Raw genomic sequence first — 23,545 nt, 5'->3', positions numbered from 1 at the left:
GGAAGGAGGATTATTAATTTGGCTATAGAAAAAGATACATCAAAAATTCAAGAGCTGACCTTAGAAGATGTTATGGGTGAACGATTTGGTCGTTATTCTAAATATATTATTCAAGAACGTGCTTTACCTGATATACGTGATGGCCTAAAACCTGTTCAACGTCGTATTTTATACGCAATGAATCAAGATGGTAACACATATGATAAAGGGTTTAGAAAATCTGCTAAATCTGTCGGAAATGTTATGGGTAATTTTCATCCTCATGGAGATAGCTCAATTTACGAAGCTATGGTCCGTATGAGTCAAAACTGGAAATTACGAACACCATTAATTGAAATGCACGGAAATAATGGGTCAATGGATGGTGATTCTCCTGCCGCAATGCGTTACACAGAAGCTCGTACAAGTAAAATTGCGACTGAAATGCTACGTGATATTGAAAAAGAAACGGTTGATTTCGTATTGAATTTTGATGATACGGAGTATGAACCAACTGTTTTACCAGCAAGATTTCCTAATTTGTTAGTAAATGGTGCAACGGGAATTTCAGCTGGGTATGCAACTGAAATTCCACCTCATAATTTAAGCGAGGTTGTTGATGCCGTTGTTTATTTAATTGGTCATCCAAATGCGACTTTAGATAAATTAATGTCATTCGTTAAGGGCCCCGATTTTCCAACCGGTGGTATTTTACAAGGACTATCCGGCATCCAGAGTGCTTATAAAACGGGGCGTGGTAAAGTAGTCGTTCGTTCTAGAACTGAGATTCAAGAACTAAAGGGTGGTAAAACACAAATTATTATTTCAGAAATTCCATACGAAGTGAATAAAGCTGTTCTTGTTAAAAAGATGGATGAAATTCGCTTATTAAAAAAAGTTGATGGGATTGCTGAAGTTCGAGATGAAAGTGATCGTGAAGGACTACAAATTGCAATTGAATTAAAACGCAACGTCAATGCACAAGGTATTTTAAATTATTTATTTAAAAATACTGATTTACAAATTTCGTATAATTTCAATATGGTTGCAATTAACCATCAACGACCTGAGTTAGTTGGCTTAAAAAAATTCTTATCTTCGTACTTAGAGTATCAATTAAGTGTTACGAAAAAAAGAACTGAATTTGATTTAAAAAAGGCTGAGTCTCGTCAACATATCGTTGAAGGGTTAATTAAAGCTTTATCAATTTTAGATAAAGTAATTAAAGCAATCCGTGCAAGTAAAGATAAAAAGAGTGCTAAATTAAGCTTAATGGATCTGTTCGATTTCACAGAAAAACAAGCTGAAGCAATTGTTTCATTACAACTGTACCGCTTGTCTAATACAGATGTGACTGCGCTTGAAAAAGAAAATGCAGAGCTTGCTGCAAAAATTATTGATTACAAAGCAATATTGGCAGATCCTAGTAAGTTATCTGATGTTGTGAAAAAAGAGCTTAAACAAGTATCTAAAGAATATGCCACACCTCGACTAACTGAAATTCAAGAACATATTGAAGACATTAAGATTGAAACAGCAGTTTTAGTAACTCCCGAAGATGTTCAAGTATTAGTTAGCCGTGATGGTTATCTCAAACGTAGCTCATTACGGTCATTTAACGCCTCAGGAGTAAATGAGAATGGTTTGAAAAACGAAGATCAAATTGTATTTAATGAATCTGTTAACACATTAGATCATCTATTTATGTTTACAAATAAGGGAAATATGATTTACCGTCCAATTCATGAAATAACTGAGGCAAAGTGGAAAGATACTGGGGAACATATTTCACAAACTATTGGATTAGATACTGATGAATATTTAATTAAAGCATTTTCTTTCAAAAAAGTGAATGTCCCTGGTAAATTTGTTTTTGCAACTAAAAATGGATTCATTAAACAAACACTGGTTTCCGACTTACAACCCGGACGAACTTATAAAGGTCATGCAAGTAAATTCATGAAATTGAAGGAAGCTAACGATGATGTTATCTTGATTTCATACTTGAAAGAAACGGATGACTCGTTATTCATTTTTAGTGCTTCACATGATGGGTATGGATTAAAGTATCCTCTCGAAGAAGTTCCTGTTGTCGGATCTAAAGCAGCTGGTGTAATCGCGATGAATCTTAAGAAGGATGATTATGTTGCCGCTACTTGTTTAGTAACTGAACATAGTCAGATTGGATTATTAACACAGCGCGGTTCATTTAAGCGTATGGCTGTATCAGAAGTGAGCTCGACAAGTAGGGCGAAACGTGGCGTTCTTGTTCTTAGAGAGCTTAAGAAGGAACCTCATAGAGTCGTTGGCATGAAACTCATTACTAAAGATGTGAATTTAAATGCCCTTACTGAAAGTGGCAATGAATTTATTATCGAACCAATGTCATATCCGCTATCTGATAGATATTCAAATGGTTCATTTGTTATTGATACAGAACAATTAGGAATACCTAATAATTTAAATGAGATTAATTAATAATTAAATTGTTAAAAAAAGGCAAATTTGTTTGCTCTTTTTTTTTATTACGCTTATTATACTAATATGACTATTAATTTCTAGAACTGAGGAGATCACGCTAATATGAAAACAAAGCAAGAAAATATATTTTCATCAAAAACGTTAACATATTTTTTACAGCTTGCAGATATAATGAATTATACGCAAGCAGCCCAAATATTAGGAATCACACAACCTGCATTAACACAGCAAATTAAAAAATTAGAAAGAACAGTTGGTGCACCACTTTTTTATTCTGTTGGTAAAAAATTACATCTTTCTGATGCTGGCTATACAATGCTAGATGCAACACACCAAATCTATGAAACATTAAATAAAGCAACGAATGAAATTCAACAATCAACAAGTGCAACACAAGGAGAAATTACTATCGGGATTTTGGCTTCAATCGAAGACGAAGTGTTTGATGATTTTGTTATCCAGTACTATAAAAATAATCCAGATATTATTGTGTCATTCCATTTACTAACGCGTAAAGAAATTTGGAGTGAACTTGAGAATAATAAAATTGATTTAGCTATTATGTATCTTCCAGATGAAAGTATTAAAAACTGGAAACCATACGAAAGTAAGAAAATCTTTACTGAAGATTTATTGTTTTTACATCATAATGAAAAGTTATCTTCTAAAAAGAAAGTTAGACTTCAAGAAACAATTGATAATGTTTGGGTCACTTATCCAAGTGATTATTATCTTGATAAAACAATTAAAACAATTTATCAAAATCAATTAGTTAACCTGCCAAAGAGTGTTGCTAGATTTACATCACCCACACAGATTTTAAAATTTGCTCGTGCAACACATGCTTATTCAGCATTACCAACTTCATTTTTAACGGCTCATCCTGAAAGCAAAGACCTTTGGACATCTCATTTTGATCCAGAAATAAAATTTGATTTGTCATTTGTCTTTAGAAAAGATAAAGATGAAATTCCTAGAAATGAACATTTTTTAAATGCATTTGATAAATTTTTAGAAGAAAAAGATTACATGACTCGACTTAAAGAAATTAACAAATAAAAAGGAGATTATAATAATGACTAAACAATTAATTTTTGGACATCAAAGTCCTGATACAGACGCAGTTGTAGCTGCTAAAGCATTCTCATATCTACAAAATAAATTAGGTTTCGATACTGAAGCCGTTACCTTAGGAACATTAAGTGAAGAAACAAAATTTGTTTTAGATTACTTTAATGAACCTGAACCAAGAATTATTGAAACAGCTAAAAATGAGGTTGAATCAGTTATGTTAGTTGATCATAATGAATCTCAACAAAGTGTTTCTGATATCGCTGATCTTGTTGTAACAGACGTTGTCGATCATCATCGTATTGCTAATTTCACAACCAATATGCCTCTTAATTTCCGCGCAGAGGCTGTCGGTTGTTCAAGTACCATCCTATGGAAAATGTTTAATGAAAACAATATTGAAATTCCTGCTAATATTGCAGGATTAATGATGTCAGCTATTATTTCTGATACATTGTTATTCAAATCACCTACAACGACTCCAGTTGATATTGAAGCAACTAAAGCACTTTCTAAAATTAGTAACACTGATTACAATGTATACGGATTAGATATGTTAAAAGCTGGAACTAATTTATCTAGCAAAACTGAAACAGAATTGATTAACGGAGATGCCAAATCTTTTGATATGGCTGGTAAAACAGTACGTGTTGCTCAAGTTAATACCGTTGATTTAGAAGAAGTTTTTAACCGTGAAGCTGCACTAGTTTCAGCGATTGAAGATGATAGTAAAGCTAATAATTATGATTTATTCTTACTATTAGTTACAAATATCCTAGACAGTGATTCAGAACTATTAGTTGTTGGAGAACCTAAAGAAATGGTTGAAAAAGCCTTCAACACAAAACTTTCTGATAACAAATTGTCATTACCTGGTGTTGTTTCAAGAAAAAAACAAGTTGTTCCTCAATTACAAGCTGTTTTTGAAGCTTAATAAAAAATCTTAAAAGTTTAGACTTTATCTCTAAGCTTTTTTATTTTAAGGAGAATTTAGGATGCTACCTGAAGAACAAATTCAAGCAGTTAAAATATATACGCAAAATAAATTAGCGTCAGATACTTCTGGACATGACTTTGCTCATATTGAACGAGTCGTTACAAATTCAAAAACGATTGCCTCAGAAATTCATAATATCAATTATTTAATAATTGTTCTTAGTAGTTATTTACATGACGTAATTGATGATAAAGTAGTCGATAATGTTAAAGAAGAAGTAACTAATTTAACAAATTTTTTAACATCTATTGATTTAACTTCACTTCAAATTAATGATATTTTAATAATTATTAAATCAATTTCTTTTAAAAACCAATTGAACGATAATACTATTAACTTGCCCGAAGAAGCAAAAGTTGTTCAAGATGCTGATCGATTAGATGCAATTGGTGCTGTCGGTATTGCTAGAACTTTTTATTACGGTGGACATGTTGGCAGTAAAATATATGATCCACATCGTGGTCCAAGAAGAAATATGACCCCAGAAGAATACAGGAATATTGAGAATCAAACGGTCATTAACCATTTCTACGAAAAGTTATTGACACTTACAGAAACAATGAACACTGAACCAGGAAAACGAATGGCTAAAAATAGACATCAAATTATGTTAGATTTCCTTGAGAATTTCAAATCTGAATGGGAAGGAAAGTCATAAAATAAAAACGATTAACTCAATATCGAGTTAATCGTTTTTATTTTATAATTTATTAATAGCATTCCGTTGTTCTTCATCAATCATATGGGTATATAACGCAGTTGCACTTGTCGAACTCTGACCCAATTGTGTTGCTACAAGTTGTTCATTCTTCGTCTCTAGGTACAATTTAGAAGCGAGTGTATGGCGTAGTTTATGCGGCGTAACACGGACTTTAAATGCAGATGAGTACTTGGCTACCAATTTTTCAATTGTACCACTCTCAATGCGTTTTCCAATTCCACGATATGATGAACAAAATAGGGCTTTTTCCATTTTATCTACTTTATAGTTCATTGTACGCACTTCAATATATTTAACAAGATAGGGGATTACCCACGGTGCAATTGGCACAGTATCCTTCTTGCCACCTTTTCGAATGACGGTAATATTATTTGTTTTTAAATTTAAATCAGGTAGGTCACTATTTGCAACTTCTGAAACCCGTAAACCACTACCTAGCATTAAAGCGTTAATAGCAATATCGCGATCTTTATCCCGTTTGAAAAAGGAAAGACCTTTAGGCTTTAACAAATCGGCATATTTTTGATCAATAAAGTTAATATAATCACGATCTTCAGTTCCAAGCATTAATTTATCTTTAATATTTGCTGCACGTGTAGCAAACGTTTCGTTATCTTTTACGACAGTAATTTTTTTCATCACATTACGATAAAAATATGGCTCTCCATCTTCTTTTTCCGTTTCTTCAGAAAGATACCTGAACAATGAAGAAATCGCTGTTAGAGAACGATTTACAGTGCTCCTAGAGAGTTGTGTGTTGCTATTTGCATTATTTGATTTACTTCTAGAAAGTAGGGAGGATTTATATAGTTCCATATCTTCCTTTTTTAAATGTTCTAAAACACTAATATCGATTGTCTTAATTGATTTTTCGTTAACAATACCTTCTGCCAGTAACCAATCAAAAAAACGTCTAAACTCTGTTAAATATTGATATAACGTTGCATTGGATAGGGGGATTGTAGATTTAGATTGATAGTATTCCTGCGCATACCAAGGTTGGTACTGTAATTCATTCTCAATTAATTCTAAATATTTTTCTTTTCTCAAAAATACACCTCATTATAACGGATAGTTTAATACGTAGAGAATAACACATTAAAGAGTTACAATTCAACTTTAATGAAAGTTGAACGCAAAATGTTCTTATATCAAACAGTATGATACATATTATTTAAAATTAGTGTTTATTCACAAAATAACTAATATATTTAATACTTTAGATTTTAAGTAATCCTTATATAGCTAATACCATAATTTGGCAAATTATGGTCGTCATGCTTGATATGTATCTACAAATATTAGTGTTAATTATATAATTTATTGGAGAATAATAATTGTAAATATATTTTATGATGAACAAATTATATTTACATAAAATAAAATGAGCGAGATACAAATACAAAACGAATGATAATTTAAATAGACTTGTTTAAAATCAGTAAGATATTGCGCTACTAAACTTTCATTAAATTGTGTGTTTTAACTAAAGTTGGATAGTGTTAATATGATAAGTCTCAATTTACCACTCATTTGATGCTTTTAAACTTTATCTATTAACTTAAAATTATTTTCTCCGACATACTATTATCTAGTCACAGTTACATCTTAATTATTATTTGAAAACAAAAAACTAACAACCGATTAAACCGGTTGTTAGTTTTAATAACTCTTAAGCTTGATCAAAGTCTTTAATCCACGCTAATGCTAATGCTTTTTCACCTAAATGTGTCCCAATGACTGGTCCAAAGTAACTGATATCAAATGTCATATCAGGATATTTCTTCTTCATTTTAGTCTGCCACTTAATTGCTGACGTTTCATCATTTGCATGAATAATAAGTCCACGTAAAGGATAATCAACAGATGCACGATGCTCTTCAAATAAATCTTCTACACGCTTAATTGCCTTCTTAGTTGATCTAATCTTTTCAAATGCAACAATTTTATTTGAAACACTATCAAATGTTAAAATTGGCTTAATTTTAAGAACACTTCCAATAAAGGCTGAAGCATTAGACAAACGACCGCCTCGTACAAGATTTTGCAAATCATCAACAATGAAATATTCACCTAACGTTGTCTTCAAATCATCTAATCGGGCAATGATATCATCGATAGAGGCATCTTCTTTAGCCATTTTAGCAGCTTCCAAAGCTAAATATCCCATTAACATAACTGTGATACCAGAATCATACGGTATCACACGAGTTGACTCAATTGTTGGTGCTATATTTTTTAAATTATCAATAAATCCTGAAATTGTATTTGTTAAATGAATACTTAAAATAATATCATAGCCTTCGCTACCTAATTTATCATATAAGTTAATCATTTCCCCAACAGAAGGCTGTGAGGTACTTGGAAAGGATGCAGATGTCTTTAATTTTTCATAGAATCCTTCAGTTGTAATATCAACGCCTTCATTATAAATTTTATTGTCAATAATGACTGGGATAGGAATTATAGTAATATTGTTCTCTTCAATCTGATCTTTAGATAGGTACGAAGTACTATCTGTTACAATTGCTATTTTCATTAATTAAACACCTCATTTTATGACGGTTTAAACGTCAGTCCTCGTTAGACTTTTGTCTAAGCGATTTAATAATATTCTTAATAAATTTTGTTCATCTTCTGGCCACTTTTCAAAAATAGTTGCTTCAAGTTCAGTAAAACCTTTATCAACTGCTTTTGACGACTCAACGCCGATTTCAGTCATTGTATAAATCAATTGGCGTTTATCGTCACCGATACTATGCTTATCAAGCATTTCTTTTTCAACTAAGCGTTTTAATTGTCGACTTAGTGTTGAGATATCTAGATCTGTTTCTACGGCCAATTTTTCCTGTGTGTTAAATTTAGCACTTATTTTCTTTAATAACTGCCACTCAGATATTGTTAATTGATTTTTTTTAGTTAAACGTTGTAAAATCACTTTATACTGTTTATCAATTGATAGTAAGTTTTCAAGACTTGTTTTCATTTTGTTGACCCCTTAAATTCGATATACCTTGCATTATACAATATATAGACTAAAAATGGCAAGAAAACTATTCAATAATGATTCTTTGCGATTTATCGTTTAAAACGTTACACTTGTAGTTATTAAACATATTTTATAGAAAGTGAGTTGATTAAATGTCATTTGATGGCGTTTTTACTCATGCAATGATTAGTGAACTAAGAACCAAACTAATCGGTGGTCGGGTCTCAAAAATATCACAACCCTACCCTAATGAGGTTATTATTACAATTCGTGCAAATAGAAAGAATCAACCCTTACTATTATCTGCACATTCAAGTTATGCTCGTGCACAAATTACAAATATTCCCTATTCAAATCCTAAAACACCAACTAATTTTACTATGATGCTTCGTAAATATTTAGAGAGCGGTCAACTTGTAGCAATTGATCAGATTGCTAATGATCGTATTATTAATTTTTCATTTTTAACTAGAAATGAACTTGGTGATGAACAACCTCTAATTTTAAGTTTAGAAATGATGGGACGTTATAGTAATTGTCTACTAATTAATCCAACTAATGATAAGGTTTTGGATACCATTAAACATATTAGTTCAGACCAAAATCGATATCGTATGCTAATACCTGGTGCAACCTATCGTCAGCCACCAGCTCAAGATAAATTAAATCCATTTACAGATACAACTGATACATTTAAAAAACTTTTATCCGAGTTTCCAAATAAGGAAGTCCTAGCGAAGGAACTTCAAAATAGCTATCAAGGTCTCGCTGGTCAATCTAGTTTAGATCTTGCAACTGCACTTCATACTAATGTTGAAGACCCTAGTGTCAGCTGGTCAACTTTCTTCACACAATTTGATACACCGACACCAACTATTTTATCTGGCAAACGTCTTGATTTTTCGGCCATTCCAAATAAAGAAATTGGTACTGGTCAAGAATTCGATTCATTAAGCGAAATGCTGGATACTTACTATCTCGATAAAGCAAATAAAGACCGCGTTCAACAACAAGGTAGCCATTTAATCCGCGTTGTTAAAAATGAGCTCAAAAAGAACCGTGGTAAACAAAAAAAATTAGAAAAAACTTTAAAAAATACTGAAACAGCGGATCAATTACGGGTCCAAGGTGAATTATTAACTACTTATCTTCACTTAGTTAAACAAGGAATGACAGAAGTTTCATTACCTAATTTCTATGATAATGAAAAAGAAATGACCATTCAATTATCCAATCAAATTTCACCTTCAAAAAATGCACAAAAATATTTTAAAAAATATCAAAAACAAAAGAATGCAGTTATATTTGTTAATGAGCAACTTCTCCTAAATAAAAAAGAAATTGCTTACTTAGAAGAAATTCAATCAGAAATCGAGTTAGCTGAACCTAAAGACTTACCAGATATTAAGGTTGAATTACAACAACAAGGTTTATTAAAAGAACAAAAATTGAATAAAAATAAAAAAGCAATTAAAATTAAAATAAGTAAACCAGATGAATATTATGCAACAGATGGAACCCTTATCTCTGTTGGTAAGAATAATCTTCAAAATGATCAACTAACCATGAAGACAGCCAATAAATCTGACATCTGGCTACATGCTAAAAACATTCCTGGTTCCCATGTAATTATTCACAGTTCTAATCCTAGTGATGAAACAGTCACAGAAGCGGCTAACTTAGCTGCTTATTTCTCAAAATATCGTCAATCAGCATCTGTTCCAGTAGATTATATCCAAGTTAAACGGATTAAAAAGCCCAATGGCTCAAAGCCAGGTTTTGTTGTCTACGAAGGTCAAAACTCAACCTTTATTACACCAGACTTACAAAAAATTATGGCTATGCGTCGTAAATAAAAAGTTTCAACTAAGAAATTATTCTTAGTTGAAACTTTTTTACTATAACCAATTACTTGGATTGATACGCCATTTATCCAATAATAATTTTTCATCAGAATTAATTTTTTCTTGTTCCTTAGCTACTTTAATAAGTGTTGAATAATTAGTTAATGTCTCAAAAGGTGTTTTAATATCAGCAAAATTTGTCGTACTTGCCGCTAGTTCATAACTAAAAATACCGATGACACCTAGAACATCAGCGCCTTCATTTTTTGCTGCATTAACTGCTTGAATAACACTTCCACCAGTTGAAATGAGATCATCAATTAAAATAGTTTTTTGTCCTTTGATTAATCGTCCTTCAATTTGTTGACCAGTACCATGATCTTTAGGCTTTGTTCTAACATAAATTAACGGTAAATTTAATTCATTAGCAATCCATGCTGCATGGGGTATTCCTGCAGTTGCCGTTCCTGCAATTACCTCTGTATCAGGATATTTTTCACGAATAATACCTGCTATGCCTTTAGCGATTCTAGTACGAATTTCAGGATAACTAATCGTTAACCGATTATCACAATAAATTGGACTTTTTAGTCCACTTGCCCAAATAAACGGCTTCTTTGGCGATAAAGTTACGGCACCAATCTCTAATAAATCACTGGCAACTGTCTCTGCTAAATTCATTTAAGCTTCCTCCCACATTTTTTTGATTGCTTGGTAAGCAGCAAACGGATCTACTGCTTGCGTTATTGATCGTCCGACAACGATGGCGCTACTTTGATTTCTTTTTGCAGCAGCTGGTGTCATTACTCTTTTTTGATCACTTACTGCCTGCCCTTCCAATCGTATTCCAGGTGTGACTGCCAAAAAGTTTTTGGAAGTTGCTTCCTTAATTATTTTAGCTTCTTGTGCTGAACAAACAACACCCGCTAATCCAGCTAATTCTGTTAACTTAGCGTAATTAACGACACTTTCAATTAATGGTCGTTCAACCAATTGTTCCGTTTCTAGTTGTTCTTGGCTGGTAGAAGTTAATTGTGTAATTGCGATTATTTTCGGCATTTTTATTGAGGAATTACCTTGGTCTAATCCATCTAATGCATATTTCATCATTTCAACGCCACCAGCCGCATGGACTGTTGTTAATGAAATACCTAGTCGACTTAAACTGGTCATAGTTTGCCGAACAGTATTTGGAATATCATGACATTTTAAATCAAGAAAAATGTCATGCCCCTGATCAATTAATTCTTCAACAAAACGAGTTCCTTCACTGTAAAACAATTCCATACCAACTTTAACAAATAGTTGTTCATCTTGAGGAAATAACTGTAAAAAATCTGTCGTTTGCATTCTATTCTGAAAATCTAAAGCAATGATAGGTCGATTAATCATTATCTACTCCCCTTAATTTTTATAGTGCTGCTACTGAAAATGACTGGCTTTCTAACGCTTGAATAAGTACATCAACAGTTTGTAAAGATGTAAACAATGGAATATGTTGCATTACTGATATTTTACGCGTTTGATAACCATATGATGCTTTATCGTGATCATCTGATAGTGTATCGATAACAAATTGAACGGTTCCAGTTTGTAACAAATTATTAATATCATCTAATTGTCGGTTAACGCTTAATGCCTCTGTACTGGTAAACGTTTTAATCTGATTATCTAAAAAGAAATCAACCATTTTTGGTAATGTTAAAACTTTGTAACCAAGTAAAACAAATCGTTGAACAAGTGGTAATATAGCATTTTTATTTTTGTCGTTAACATTTACTAATACGGAACCATTACCTGATAAACTAATATTAGCGGCTACTAATGCTTTGCAGAGTGCTTTAGAAAATGTTTGATCCGTTCCCATAACTTCCCCGGTTGATTTCATTTCTGGTCCTAGAAATGGATCAACATCATTCAATTTACTAAATGAGAACACAGGCGCTTTTACATGAACAGAACTAGATTCTGGGTATAAACCATCCTGGTAACCTTGTTCTTGCAAATCATAACCTAATATAATTTTAGTCGCTACCTGGGTCATTTTAATACCTGTTACTTTACTTAAAAATGGAACGGTACGACTGGCACGTGGATTAACTTCTAAAATATAAAGTTCATCTTGATGCACAATAAATTGAAGGTTCATTAATCCCACACATTTTAGTTCAAGTGCAATCTTTTTAGTTGCATTAACGATTTCTGCTTTAATCTTGTCTGATAGATGTTGTGATGGATATACAGCCATTGAGTCGCCTGAATGAATTCCAGCATGTTCAATATGCTCCATAATTCCTGGAATTAAGACAGAAACACCATCACAAATTGCATCTACTTCACACTCAATACCTTCAAGATAACTATCAATTAAGATTGGATGTTGTGGTGCGATTTTAACGTTATTTAGCAAATATAATTCGAGTTCAACCTGATTTTGAACAATCTCCATTGCACGTCCACCTAAAACATAGCTAGGTCTAACAAGAACGGGATAACCGATTTCTGTTGCTCGCTTAAGCACATCTTCTTGTGTTATTGCAGTCTTACCAATGGGTTGTTTTAATCCTAGATGCTTAATCGCTCGGTTGAATGACTCTCTATCCTCAGCACGATCCAAATTGTTAACAGACGTTCCTAATATTTTAATGCCATACTGTTGTAATCCCGCAGCAAGATTAATTGCTGTCTGTCCACCAAACTGAACGATTACACCTAAAGGTTTATCAACATCAATCACATTTAAAACATCTTCCAATGTTAATGGTTCAAAATATAATTTATCAGCGATTGAAAAATCAGTTGAAACGGTTTCTGGATTACTATTCATGATAATTGCTTCATATCCTGCGTCACGGATAGCTCTAACACAATGAACTGTTGCGTAATCAAATTCAACACCTTGACCAATTCTAATGGGACCAGAACCAATAACCATAATTGCTTGTTTTTTACTCTTTAAACTCTCATTCTCATGTTCGTACGTACTATAAAAGTATGGTGTGGCTGATTCAAATTCCGCAGCACAGGTATCAACCATTTTATAAACTGGAATAATATTATTTTCTATTCTAAACTTTCTAATATCCTCCGAAGTTTCGTGCCAAATATCAGCAATAACTTTATCACTAAAACCATGTTTTTTAGCTTCAATAAGGACGTCAATATCTTTAATATTGATACTTAGCGACATTTCAATTTCGACTATGTGTTTTAATTTATCCAAAAAGACTAAATTTATTTTTGTTAGTTTTTCAATTTCTTCAATTGTGTACCCGCGACGTATTGCTTCTGTTAAATAAAACAATCTCTGGTCAGTTGCATTAACCAACTGGTTTTCAAGTTGGGAGTCAGTTGCATTTTGAGCATTATCTAAGCACAAGTAATCTTCATCAATTTCTAAAGATCGAACTGCTTTTAACAAGCTTTCTTCCATATTACGACCAATTGCCATAACCTCACCAGTTGCCTTCATTTGCGTTCCAAGTGAACGATTTGCTCGATTGAACTTATCAAATGGCCAACGTGGTATTTTAGCAACAACGTAGTCCAATGCTGGTTCGAATTCAGCAAAAGTTGTTTTAGTCACTGGATTTAAAATCTCATCTAAATTCAATCCAACTGCTATTTTGGCAGCTATCTTCGCAATTGGGTATCCCGTTGCTTTTGAAGCTAATGCTGATGAACGACTTACACGCGGATTAACTTCTATAATATTATATTTAAAACTATGAGGATCTAGAGCAAGTTGTACATTACAACCACCTTCTATTTTTAAGGCCCTAATTAATTTCAAGGATACGTCTCGTAACATCTGATACTCTCTATCAGATAAGGTTTGAGTTGGTGCAAAGACAATAGAGTCTCCTGTATGAATACCAACAGGATCAAAATTTTCCATGCTACAAACAACAATTGCATTATCAGCGTGGTCTCGCATAACCTCAAATTCAATTTCCTTGTATCCTGCAATACTCTTTTCTATCAAGCATTGTGTTGTTGGTGATAGCTCTAATCCATTAACAACCGTTTTACTAAGTTCTTCAGCTGTTTTACATAGACCACCACCAGTCCCACCCATTGTAAATGCAGGTCTAACAATAACTGGGTATCCTGCAATATCTGCAAATTCTAGCGCACTCTCTAAGGTTTCAACAGTTAGTGATTCCGGAACGGGTTCATTTAACTCTTGCATTAATTGTTTAAATTGTTCACGATCTTCAGCTTGATCAATTGATTTTAATTTAGTACCTAATAATTCAATGTTTAATTCATCTAATATACCTGATTGAGACAATTCCATAGCTAAATTAAGGCCAATTTGACCACCTAAAGTTGGTACAATGGCATCTGGATACTCTTTACGTAAAATACCTGAAACTGATTCTACCGTTAAAGGTTCAATGTACACTTCGTCTGCAACTTCTTTATCCGTCATAATTGTAGCTGGATTGGAATTCACTAAAACAACTTCGTAACCCTCTTCTTTTAAAGATAAACAAGCTTGTGTACCAGAATAATCAAACTCTGCGGCCTGACCAATAATAATAGGACCAGATCCAAGAACCATTATTTTATGGATATCATTTCTCTTAGGCATATTTATTTTCTCCCAACTCGGTTTATCATTTCAATAAATTCATCAAATAAATAATCTGCATCATGTGGACCAGGCGCAGCATCCGGATGAAATTGGACACTAAATGCTGGATCAGTTTTATGTTTAATTCCTTCAACAGACTCGTCATTAATTTCACGATGTGTCACTATCAGTTTATCTGAATCGATAGAATCGCTATCCACCGCAAATCCATGATTTTGTGAGGTGAAATCAATTCGTCCAGTTGCAATTTCTCTAACCGGATGATTAAATCCACGATGTCCGAATTTCATTTTATATGTATCTGCACCGTTTGCTAGTGCTAGTAACTGATGTCCTAAACAAATACCAAAAATCGGAAATTTAGGTTGTATCATTTTGATCATCTCAACAACCTCCGGTAAAGTTTTGGGATCCCCTGGCCCATTCGATAATAGGACACCATCAGGTTGTAAATCAGATATTTGTTTTGCAGTTGCATTATACGGTAAAACAATTACGTTGCAATCACGCTTAGATAACTCTCGCAAAATACTGTGCTTTAACCCAAAATCGACTAATACAATGTTTAATTTTGTTCCAGGATTAGGATAGGGTTTAATCGTTGAAACTTGTTGGACGATATTTTGGTTGAGTACAGTTGCACTCATTGCATCAAAGGCATGATTTAAATCAGCATCGGAATCAATAATGCTTCCTTTCATCGTTCCTACATTTCGTAATTTCTTTGTTAATTCGCGTGTATCAATGCCATATATTCCAGGAATATCCTTCTGTTTTAAAAATTCATCTAAGGTTAATTGTTGACGCCAATTGCTAGAAACCCTAGCAACATTATTAACGATAACGCCCTTGCATGAAGGTTCTATTGATTCATAATCATCCAAATTAACACCATAATTACCAATAATAGGATTAGTAAACGTGATAATTTGATTACTGAATGATTGATCTGTAATCGTTTCTTGGTACCCTGTCATTCCAGTCGTAAAAACGACTTCGCCAGTAGTTGAGGCCATTGCTCCAAAACTAAATCCTTTAAAAATACTTCCGTCTTCTAAAATTAAGAATCGTTTCATGATTTACTCAACCTTTCGACTATCATATTTGATTTCACCGCTAACTAGCGTTAACATTGTTTTCCCATAAATTTTTTGCCCTGTAAAAGGACTATTTTTACCTTTTGAGACATAATCTGCTTCATTAATTGTTTGCTCATTTTTGATATCAAAAATTGCAATATCTGCTACTGAACCAGGCTCAAACGTACCACCATTTAGATTAAACTGTTTGGCTGGCGCTTCACTCATTAGAACAATAAGTTGGGCTAATGTTAAAATCCCTGTTTTAACCATTCTTGTATATAACAACGGAAAGGCCGTTTCACTTCCAGTTATACCAAAAGCGGCATTAAGCATGCTACCGCGTTTTTCATCTTCACTATGTGGTGCATGATCTGTCGCAATCATATCGATTGTGCCATCTAATAATCCCTCGATCAAAGCTAGGCGATCTTCTTCAGTTCGTAATGGGGGGTTCATTTTAAAATTACCATTATCCATATGAATGTCTGAATCCGTTAATAATAAATGATGTGGTGAAACTTCACAGGAAACATTAATTCCATGACTCTTAGCAAGTCGAATTAATTCCACACTTTCTTTTGTAGAAACGTGACACATATGATAGTGAACACCCGTTTTTTGTGCAAGCATTAAATCTCGGGCTAATTGTGATGATTCTACAACCCCCATAATACCAGGTAGCCCTAGATTTTTTGCACGAACACCTTCGTTCATGACGCCACCAAATAATAATGAGTTATCTTCAACATGAGAGACAAGTGGTAAATTAACCTTTACTGCTTCTTTCATTGCAAGATACATTGTTCCAGCTGTCTGAATACCTGAGCCATCATTTGTAAAGGCGAATGCCCCGGCTTTTTTTAATTCTCCAAAATTTACTAATTCTTCAGAAGTTCTACCTTTGGTAATTGCAGCATATTGGGAAATATGTACTTGTCCGTCTTTTTGATTACGTCGCTTTATTTCAGCAAAATGTTCTAACGTATCAGGAACAGGATCTAAATTAGGCATGGCTCCTACTGTGGTAAAACCACCTCGGGCAGCGGCCTGACTTCCTGTCTTAATCGTCTCTTTGTATTCAAATCCAGGTTCCCTGTAATGGACATGAACGTCAATTAACCCGGGTACAACAATTAAATGTTCTGCATCAATAACTAAATCAACATTTAACAGTTCATCAGCTAAATTAGTGCCAATTGCTTTAATTTTGTCGTCTTCAATCAAGATATCTTGTTGGCTAAAACTATGATTCAAAAAAACGGTTCCGTTTTTAATTAATTTCTTCATGCTCTATTAGCCTCCATTAAATGACGTCCGTTAATGACAGCTTCTAAAATGGCCATTCTAACAAATACCCCATTCGTCATTTGTTTTACAAATCGTGATTGTTCACATTCAACTAATTCACTGGCTAATTCTACATCTCTATTAATCGGACCCGGATGCATAATAATTGTTTGTTTTTTTAATTTTTTACCGCGTTCAATACTTAATCCAAATTTTTCATGATAATTCTTTTTCGAAAATTTACTATCATCCGTATGACGCTCATGTTGGACACGTAGCATCATCATAACATCAACTTCACCAACTAATTCGTCCATTTCTAAATACTGACCGTATGCTTCAAATTCTTCAGAAAACCATTCCTTTGGACCTGAAAAGTATAATGAAGCACCTAATTTTTTTAATAATTGCATATTACTTTTAGCAACTCTCGAATTAGTTAAATCTCCTACAATTGCAACTTTTAAGTCTTTAAATGTCCCAAACTCTTCTTTAATCGTCATCATATCGAGTAAACATTGTGAAGGATGTTGTCCACTCCCATCTCCACCATTGATAATACCAACTCCCAAATCATTATCACCAATTAATTGTTGATAATATTCATTCTCAGGATGGCGGATAACTGCGATTTGAGTCCCAATAGCACCCATTGTTAAAACAGTATCGTATAAAGTTTCACCTTTACTGAGTGCACTAATACTTGGATTAAATGAGACAATGTTTAATTTCATACGTTGCTCAGCTACTTCAAAGCTACTATGTGTTCTGGTACTATTTTCAAAAAATAAATTTGTTGTAAAGATAGGATGTTTTAAGTTAAATAATGACGGATTTCGTTTAAACTTTTCAGCTCTTTCAATTAATGCTTCAACTTCTTCTGTAGATAGATCCTCGATTGATACTAAATGTTGTAACTGAACTAAATTTGTCTTTTTATCTAACAAAATATCATCTCCTATTATTTTTCGCTTTTAGCTTCTTTAGGTAAAATAAGGTTTAGTGCAATACCTACTACTGTTGCAAGTGCAATACTTGTTAATTGTAAATCGCCTACTTTTAAGTACATGCCACCAATTCCTAACACTAGGATACTGGCAGTAATCATCAGATTATGCTTTTTATCATAATCAATTTGATTATCGATTAAGATTCTTAACCCACTTGAAGCAATAACACCAAAGAGTAGAAAACTAATACCACCAATAACTGGTCCTGGAATACTTTGAATCAAAGCACTAATTTTTCCAACGAAACTAAAGACAATGGCGAAGAATGCGGCGCCACCAATCACCCAAATACTATGAACCTTAGTCATGGCTAAAACACCAATATTTTCACCGTACGAAGTTGTTGGAGGACCTCCAACAAATCCAGCAATAATTGATGATACACCATCACCGAAAAGGGTTCTATTTAGTCCAGGATCCTTGAAAAAGTTTCTTTTCGTTAATTTATTTAAAACCATTATATGACCCATATGCTCAGTCATTGTGACAAATGCGATTGGTGCCATACCAATAATGGCGCTCCAATAAATTTTAGGTTGGTAATTTATAAATGCAACATCGAATGCAGGTAATGTAAGCCAATTTGCCTTTTCTACCGTAGAAAAATCAACGATTCCACATAAGACGGCCATAATGTAGCCACAGACAATTCCTAATAAAATGGGAATTAAACTAATGAATCCTTTAAGATACATATTGAAAAATATTGTAATGGCCAGGGTGAAGATTGCGACCCAAACATATTTAATATCATAAGTACCCGATTTTAACATCGCGTTACTTGCTGCTGTTGTTGCCATAGATAATCCGATGACCATGACAACTGGCCCCACGACAACTGGTGGTAAAATACGATCAAGCCAACCTGAACCAACTTTTCCGATAATAATTGAAACAATCAGATAAACTAATCCAGCTGCAATCGTTCCTTGAGCAACCGCCGGATAACCGGATGTTTTCATTAACATTTGCATAACCGCAATAAAAGCAAAACTTGAACCAAGGTAAGCTGGAATTTTACCATTTGTAATTCCGATATAAACCAAAGTACCTACACCTGAACTAAATAAAGCAATACTTGGGTTCAAACCGACTAGAATAGGTACTAAAACTGTTGCTCCAAACATCGTGAACAAATGTTGAATTGATAATCCCATCCATTGCCCAAATGATGGTCTATCATGGATATCAAGTACAGCATCATCATTTCTAAACTTTTCTTTCATTTTCTCATTTCCTTTCTATATAAAAAACGCACCTCTATAGAGAGATGCGTTCGAAGTTGAAATCTAGTTTGGGCCTACGTTATTCCCTAATAGATTTCTAAATCGTTTGCTCTCTCTGGAACATCTTAACGATTTATTATTTAATTCTTTCAATTTCAATTGAGTCTTTGCCATCAATTTCTTCTACTGAAACTGATACTTGTTCATCTGACGAGGTAGGAATATTTTTCCCAACATAATCAGCTCTTATTGGTAATTCTCTATGGCCTCGATCAACAAGAACGGCTAAATTAATAGTTTGAGGTCTTCCTTGATCCATTAAAGCATCAAGTGCAGCTCTAATTGTACGTCCAGTATATAAAACATCATCAATTAATATAACTTGCTTACCTGTAATATCAAAATCAATTTGTTCACCTTGCGTATTAACAGTTGGTTCATTACCTAAACTTGCATCATGTCGGTCATCACGATAAAGTGCAATATCTAGTGAACCCACTGAAACATCAGCACCTTCAAGTTGTTTTAAGCGATCCGCAATTCGTCTTGCTAAATAGATGCCTCTTGTTTTGATTCCAATCAGTACCAGATTATCAATACCTTTATTCTTTTCAATAATTTCGTATGTCATTCTGGTTAAAGCACGTTTCATACCTAACGAATCTACTACTTCTTTTGCCATCTAGTATTCCTCCTTTTTTCCAATAAAAAAGCCCCCTAATCTAAAAATACTTAGACTAAGAGGCAGACTTCTAGAAAAGAAATCTATTCGCACATTACCTTTTAGTCTCACAGGACTATTTTAAAGGAACTTTATTGATTTTCATGTTACCTGATAGCGTTTGTTTTGTCAAGATAATCCAGCGTACTTTTAAAAATAGGTGGGATTGGTACTTCAAAAATAAGCTCTTTACCCGTTGTTGGATGCTTAAATCCAAGCTTAGCTGCATGTAAAAATTGACCATGCCCTTTAATTGTTTTACGTGACCCATATAAGGGATCACCTACAACTGGGTGCCCAATATATTGCATGTGAACACGAATTTGATGTGTACGACCTGTTTCTAACTGACACTTAATAAGTGAGTAGTTTTCATAATTTTTTTCCACTTTAAAATGTGTCACTGCTGGACGTCCATCTTTAACAACCGCTTGCTTCATACGATCTTTTGGTGAACGACCGAGTGGTGCTTTAATAATTCCTGATTCTTCTTTAATCGGTTGGTGTACTAAAGCAATATATTCACGAATATTCGTTTTTGCTTTCAATTGAGCAGCTAATGATTGATGTGCTTTATCATTTTTAGCAACCATTAAAAGTCCAGAAGTATCCTTATCAATTCGATGAACAATTCCTGGTCTAAAGGCACCATTAATTGTTGATAAAGGACTATGGAATAATAATGCATTAACTAATGTACCATCTGCATGCCCCGGTGATGGATGAACAACCATACCTTGCGGTTTATTCACAACAATAACATCATCATCTTCATAAACAATGTCTAATGGGATATCTTGTGGTATTAAATCTAACTCAACTGGTTCAGGTTCTACTAAATTAATTTTATCTCCTGGTTGGACGGCATATTTAGTCTTTTCTGTTTTACCATTAACTAAAATATCGCCACTTTCAATCCAGCGTTGTACTTTTGATCTAGATATTTCAGGCATTAACTTCGCAATAACCTTATCGAGACGTCCTGTCTCATCTTGAATTACTAATTCTGTCATTTATCGTCTTCCTTTAAAACAATTATTAATAAAATGATAACGCCAACTGTTAACGCAGTATCCGCCACGTTAAAAATTGGAAAGTTAACAAAATCTGTTTGAAACATATCAACAACATAACCAAATCTCAATCGATCAATAAAGTTGCCTAATGTTCCAGCAATCATCAATGTAATGCTGAACTTATAGCCCATGTTTGTTCTATATTTATAAAAGTAATAAATCATTAATCCTAATGCTAAAACAGAAACAATAAAAAAGAACCATTGTTTTCCAGCCAGTAAACTCCAAGCTGCACCATCGTTTCTAATATTAGCAATCGATAAAAAATTAGGTATAACTGTTTGACTCGTGTTCAACGCAATATTAGCTGAAACCACGTATTTCACTACTTGATCTACAACTAAAATAATTATTGCTAATAATGCATATAAAATCATATTAAATCCTCTTAATTCTTAATTAATATAACCCTGAAATTAGGCCATTATCGTCAATATCCATATGATTTGCAGCTGGATCTTTAGGTAATCCAGGCATCGTTAGGACATTTCCAGTTAGTGCAACTAAGAAACGCGATCCTAATTTAGGATTAAATTCACGTATATGAATTGTAAATTCCGTAGGTGCTCCTAACAGTTTAGCATTATCTGACAATGAATACTGTGTTTTTGCCATACAAATAGGTAATTTATCCCATCCCAATTCTTTAAACTGACGTAATTGCTGTTTTGCTTTAGGTGCATATTCAACTTTAGCGCCACCATAAATCGTTTTAACAATTTTTTCAATTTTAGTTTCAGCAGAATCATCAGCCTCGTACAATGCTTTAAATTCATGAATCTCATTCGTTGTTTCAATCACCTTTTTTGCTAAATCAAGAGCACCGGCACCACCTTGTCCCCAAACATCTGCAGGTATAGCGGAAACACCAATTTCAGAGGTAAGTTCAATCAAAGTTTGGACTTCAAGATCTGTATCAGCAGTAAACTTGTTAATAGCAACAACAACTGGAATGCCATAACGCTGCATACTTTCAACATGCTTCTTTAAATTAACAAATCCTGCTTTTAAAGCAGCAACATTTTCAGTATTCAATTCAGTTTTAGCAACTCCGCCATGCATTTTCAAAGCGCGGATTGTAGCAACAAGAACAATTGTATCAGGTGTCTTACCTAAGATTGGTGTTTTGATATCAAGAAATTTTTCAGCACCTAAGTCAGCCCCAAATCCCGCTTCCGTAATTGCATAGTCGCCCAATTGTAAGGCAGTTTGTGTTGCAAGAACACTATTACAGCCATGTGCGATATTAGCAAAAGGTCCGCCGTGAATAATGGCAGGTGTATGCTCTAAAGTCTGAACTAAATTAGGTTTAATTGCATCTTTTAATAACAAACTAATTGCACCAGTTACACCTAAATCAGCAACTGTAATTGGTTTTTTATCTATATTGTATGCTACAACAATATCACTGATTCTTGATTTTAGATCTTTAATATCTTTTGACAAACACAAAATAGCCATTAATTCACTGGCAACTGTAATATCAAATCCATCTTCTCTAGGTATCCCTTGCATTGGGCCACCAAGGCCTACTACAACATGGCGTAATGCACGATCGTTAATATCAAGTACTCGTTTCCAAATGATACGTCTTTGATCAATTTTTAAATCGTTACCTTGCTGAATATGATTATCAATCAAAGCAGCAAGTGTATTATTTGCAGTTGTTAAAGCATGCATATCACCTGTAAAGTGTAAATTAATATCTTCCATTGGGACAACTTGAGAATAACCACCACCAGTTGCGCCACCCTTCATCCCCATAACAGGACCTAAAGAAGGTTCTCTGAGAGCAATCATAACTTTCTCATTCAAACGATGCATAGCATCCCCTAAACCAACTGTTACGGTTGATTTACCTTCTCCAGCTGGAGTGGGACTAATTGCTGTAACGAGAATTAACTTAGAATTTTTATTTTTAGGTAAATCTAAAGGTAAGTTTATTTTTGCCTTAAAATTACCATATGGTTCAATATCAGTTTTTTTCAAACCAATCTCGTTAGCTACTTCTTCGATTGGTTTCATCACGTTTTTTTGTGCAATTTCTATATCGTTCAAATTGATCATCCCTTCATATTAAGTTCTTTTAAGTATAACTGAGAAAACTGCGATTGTCATTAGTTGCACTACTGGTTAAAGTTACCTATACTGTAGAAGTACTTAAACTTTACGACCAATTTTGGGAGGCGTTTGATATGGAATCTGGCATTGTTGAATGGTTTAGCGCACAAAAAGGTTATGGATTCATTGCTTATGGTGATGAAAAAGAGATATTTGTCCATTATACCGCTATACAATCTGACGCATTTAAAGTACTTGGAACTGGTCAAAATGTAACATTTGAAATTAAAGAAGGTAGCCGTGGTTTACAGGCCGCAAATGTTTCAATTGTCACTAATTAATCTGTCATAAACTCATAAAACGTTCATGCTTACTTGTACTATAAGTAAACATGAACGTT

At 33.6% G+C, this 23,545-nt stretch carries 20 protein-coding genes; 6 read left to right on the top strand and 14 right to left on the bottom strand.

Going from position 1 to position 23,545, the window contains the following annotated elements:
• Nucleotides 1–24 precede the first annotated feature (24 nt).
• From parC to AC1RPQ_RS03060, 4 genes are all read left to right on the top strand, one after another.
• The gene (parC, locus tag AC1RPQ_RS03075; protein ID WP_481761409.1) at nucleotides 25–2,457 is read left to right on the top strand and encodes a DNA topoisomerase IV subunit A; all 2,433 of its coding nucleotides are present in this window, start codon (nucleotides 25–27) and stop codon (nucleotides 2,455–2,457) included.
• Between the two features lie 105 nt (nucleotides 2,458–2,562).
• Nucleotides 2,563–3,519: a LysR family transcriptional regulator gene (locus tag AC1RPQ_RS03070; RefSeq protein ID WP_481761322.1), complete on the top strand. Its 957-nt coding sequence runs from the start codon at nucleotides 2,563–2,565 to the stop codon at nucleotides 3,517–3,519.
• A 16-nt stretch (nucleotides 3,520–3,535) separates the two neighbouring features.
• Nucleotides 3,536–4,465 (top strand): manganese-dependent inorganic pyrophosphatase, encoded by a 930-nt coding sequence (locus tag AC1RPQ_RS03065; protein WP_481761321.1) that lies wholly within the window; start codon nucleotides 3,536–3,538, stop codon nucleotides 4,463–4,465.
• A 61-nt stretch (nucleotides 4,466–4,526) separates the two neighbouring features.
• On the top strand, nucleotides 4,527–5,186 hold the full coding sequence (locus tag AC1RPQ_RS03060; protein WP_481761319.1) for an HD domain-containing protein: 660 nt from the start codon (nucleotides 4,527–4,529) through the stop codon (nucleotides 5,184–5,186).
• 42 nt (nucleotides 5,187–5,228) lie between these two features.
• Here AC1RPQ_RS03060 and xerS read toward each other — a convergent pair whose 3' ends face one another.
• The 3 genes from xerS to AC1RPQ_RS03045 all read right to left on the bottom strand — a co-directional run bounded on the left by xerS (nucleotide 5,229) and on the right by AC1RPQ_RS03045 (nucleotide 8,235).
• Nucleotides 5,229–6,299 (bottom strand): tyrosine recombinase XerS, encoded by a 1,071-nt coding sequence (xerS, locus tag AC1RPQ_RS03055; RefSeq protein WP_409022540.1) that lies wholly within the window; start codon nucleotides 6,297–6,299, stop codon nucleotides 5,229–5,231.
• 622 nt (nucleotides 6,300–6,921) lie between these two features.
• Entirely contained in the window at nucleotides 6,922–7,788 is an 867-nt protein-coding gene (locus tag AC1RPQ_RS03050; protein WP_481761318.1) for a DegV family protein, read from the bottom strand.
• Nucleotides 7,789–7,815: 27 nt separating this feature from the next.
• On the bottom strand, nucleotides 7,816–8,235 hold the full coding sequence (locus AC1RPQ_RS03045) for a MarR family winged helix-turn-helix transcriptional regulator (protein ID WP_481761317.1): 420 nt from the start codon (nucleotides 8,233–8,235) through the stop codon (nucleotides 7,816–7,818).
• Nucleotides 8,236–8,390: 155 nt separating this feature from the next.
• Here AC1RPQ_RS03045 and AC1RPQ_RS03040 point away from each other — a divergent pair, with 155 nt between their 5' ends.
• On the top strand, nucleotides 8,391–10,094 hold the full coding sequence (locus AC1RPQ_RS03040) for an NFACT RNA binding domain-containing protein (RefSeq protein WP_481761316.1): 1,704 nt from the start codon (nucleotides 8,391–8,393) through the stop codon (nucleotides 10,092–10,094).
• A gap of 42 nt (nucleotides 10,095–10,136) precedes the next feature.
• Here the strand turns inward: AC1RPQ_RS03040 and pyrE are convergent, their stop codons facing one another.
• The 11 genes from pyrE to AC1RPQ_RS02985 form a co-directional block, all read right to left on the bottom strand.
• Nucleotides 10,137–10,763 (bottom strand): orotate phosphoribosyltransferase, encoded by a 627-nt coding sequence (pyrE, locus tag AC1RPQ_RS03035; protein WP_481761315.1) that lies wholly within the window; start codon nucleotides 10,761–10,763, stop codon nucleotides 10,137–10,139.
• Nucleotides 10,764–11,477 (bottom strand): orotidine-5'-phosphate decarboxylase, encoded by a 714-nt coding sequence (gene pyrF, locus AC1RPQ_RS03030; protein ID WP_481761408.1) that lies wholly within the window; start codon nucleotides 11,475–11,477, stop codon nucleotides 10,764–10,766. It lies immediately after the preceding gene.
• 16 nt (nucleotides 11,478–11,493) lie between these two features.
• Nucleotides 11,494–14,679, bottom strand: a complete 3,186-nt coding sequence (carB, locus tag AC1RPQ_RS03025) for a carbamoyl-phosphate synthase large subunit (RefSeq protein ID WP_481761314.1) — start codon at nucleotides 14,677–14,679, stop codon at nucleotides 11,494–11,496.
• 2 nt (nucleotides 14,680–14,681) lie between these two features.
• A complete protein-coding gene (locus AC1RPQ_RS03020) occupies nucleotides 14,682–15,758 on the bottom strand; it encodes a carbamoyl phosphate synthase small subunit (protein WP_481761313.1) in 1,077 nt (358 codons plus the stop codon).
• A 3-nt stretch (nucleotides 15,759–15,761) separates the two neighbouring features.
• On the bottom strand, nucleotides 15,762–17,051 hold the full coding sequence (locus tag AC1RPQ_RS03015; protein WP_481761312.1) for a dihydroorotase: 1,290 nt from the start codon (nucleotides 17,049–17,051) through the stop codon (nucleotides 15,762–15,764).
• The gene (locus tag AC1RPQ_RS03010) at nucleotides 17,048–17,998 is read right to left on the bottom strand and encodes an aspartate carbamoyltransferase catalytic subunit (RefSeq protein WP_481761311.1); all 951 of its coding nucleotides are present in this window, start codon (nucleotides 17,996–17,998) and stop codon (nucleotides 17,048–17,050) included. The genes AC1RPQ_RS03015 and AC1RPQ_RS03010 overlap by 4 nt, the downstream gene beginning before the upstream one ends.
• A gap of 14 nt (nucleotides 17,999–18,012) precedes the next feature.
• Nucleotides 18,013–19,287, bottom strand: a complete 1,275-nt coding sequence (locus tag AC1RPQ_RS03005; RefSeq protein ID WP_481761310.1) for a solute carrier family 23 protein — start codon at nucleotides 19,285–19,287, stop codon at nucleotides 18,013–18,015.
• Between the two features lie 136 nt (nucleotides 19,288–19,423).
• Nucleotides 19,424–19,969, bottom strand: a complete 546-nt coding sequence (gene pyrR / locus AC1RPQ_RS03000; protein WP_481761309.1) for a bifunctional pyr operon transcriptional regulator/uracil phosphoribosyltransferase PyrR — start codon at nucleotides 19,967–19,969, stop codon at nucleotides 19,424–19,426.
• Between the two features lie 146 nt (nucleotides 19,970–20,115).
• Entirely contained in the window at nucleotides 20,116–21,021 is a 906-nt protein-coding gene (locus tag AC1RPQ_RS02995; protein ID WP_409022551.1) for an RluA family pseudouridine synthase, read from the bottom strand.
• Nucleotides 21,018–21,461, bottom strand: coding sequence for a signal peptidase II (gene lspA, locus AC1RPQ_RS02990; RefSeq protein WP_481761308.1), 444 nt, complete (start codon nucleotides 21,459–21,461; stop codon nucleotides 21,018–21,020). Before lspA ends, AC1RPQ_RS02995 begins: the two co-directional genes overlap by 4 nt.
• 22 nt (nucleotides 21,462–21,483) lie before the next feature.
• On the bottom strand, nucleotides 21,484–23,142 hold the full coding sequence (locus AC1RPQ_RS02985) for a formate--tetrahydrofolate ligase (RefSeq protein WP_481761307.1): 1,659 nt from the start codon (nucleotides 23,140–23,142) through the stop codon (nucleotides 21,484–21,486).
• 137 nt (nucleotides 23,143–23,279) lie between these two features.
• Between AC1RPQ_RS02985 and AC1RPQ_RS02980 the strand changes: the two genes are divergently transcribed.
• Nucleotides 23,280–23,486 (top strand): cold shock domain-containing protein, encoded by a 207-nt coding sequence (locus tag AC1RPQ_RS02980; RefSeq protein WP_409022794.1) that lies wholly within the window; start codon nucleotides 23,280–23,282, stop codon nucleotides 23,484–23,486.
• Nucleotides 23,487–23,545 lie beyond the last annotated feature (59 nt).

The organism is Dellaglioa sp. CoH-57-MRSF-21 (assembly GCF_056781915.1).
This window is presented reverse-complemented; position numbering and strand designations above follow the sequence as displayed.

Excerpts from the sequence above, each read along its gene's own strand:
- AC1RPQ_RS02980 (WP_409022794.1), top strand. The coding sequence starts at position 23,280 with ATGGAATCTGGCATTGTTGAATGGTTTAGCGCACAAAAAGGTTATGGA.
- AC1RPQ_RS03015 (WP_481761312.1), bottom strand. The coding sequence starts at position 17,051 with ATGAAGAAATTAATTAAAAACGGAACCGTTTTTTTGAATCATAGTTTT.
- carB (WP_481761314.1), bottom strand. The coding sequence starts at position 14,679 with ATGCCTAAGAGAAATGATATCCATAAAATAATGGTTCTTGGATCTGGT.
- lspA (WP_481761308.1), bottom strand. The coding sequence starts at position 21,461 with ATGATTTTATATGCATTATTAGCAATAATTATTTTAGTTGTAGATCAA.
- AC1RPQ_RS03050 (WP_481761318.1), bottom strand. The coding sequence starts at position 7,788 with ATGAAAATAGCAATTGTAACAGATAGTACTTCGTACCTATCTAAAGAT.
- AC1RPQ_RS03005 (WP_481761310.1), bottom strand. The coding sequence starts at position 19,287 with ATGAAAGAAAAGTTTAGAAATGATGATGCTGTACTTGATATCCATGAT.
- AC1RPQ_RS03070 (WP_481761322.1), top strand. The coding sequence starts at position 2,563 with ATGAAAACAAAGCAAGAAAATATATTTTCATCAAAAACGTTAACATAT.
- pyrR (WP_481761309.1), bottom strand. The coding sequence starts at position 19,969 with ATGGCAAAAGAAGTAGTAGATTCGTTAGGTATGAAACGTGCTTTAACC.
- AC1RPQ_RS03020 (WP_481761313.1), bottom strand. The coding sequence starts at position 15,758 with ATGAAACGATTCTTAATTTTAGAAGACGGAAGTATTTTTAAAGGATTT.
- AC1RPQ_RS03045 (WP_481761317.1), bottom strand. The coding sequence starts at position 8,235 with ATGAAAACAAGTCTTGAAAACTTACTATCAATTGATAAACAGTATAAA.
- AC1RPQ_RS03060 (WP_481761319.1), top strand. The coding sequence starts at position 4,527 with ATGCTACCTGAAGAACAAATTCAAGCAGTTAAAATATATACGCAAAAT.
- AC1RPQ_RS02995 (WP_409022551.1), bottom strand. The coding sequence starts at position 21,021 with ATGACAGAATTAGTAATTCAAGATGAGACAGGACGTCTCGATAAGGTT.
- pyrE (WP_481761315.1), bottom strand. The coding sequence starts at position 10,763 with ATGAATTTAGCAGAGACAGTTGCCAGTGATTTATTAGAGATTGGTGCC.
- AC1RPQ_RS03040 (WP_481761316.1), top strand. The coding sequence starts at position 8,391 with ATGTCATTTGATGGCGTTTTTACTCATGCAATGATTAGTGAACTAAGA.
- AC1RPQ_RS03065 (WP_481761321.1), top strand. The coding sequence starts at position 3,536 with ATGACTAAACAATTAATTTTTGGACATCAAAGTCCTGATACAGACGCA.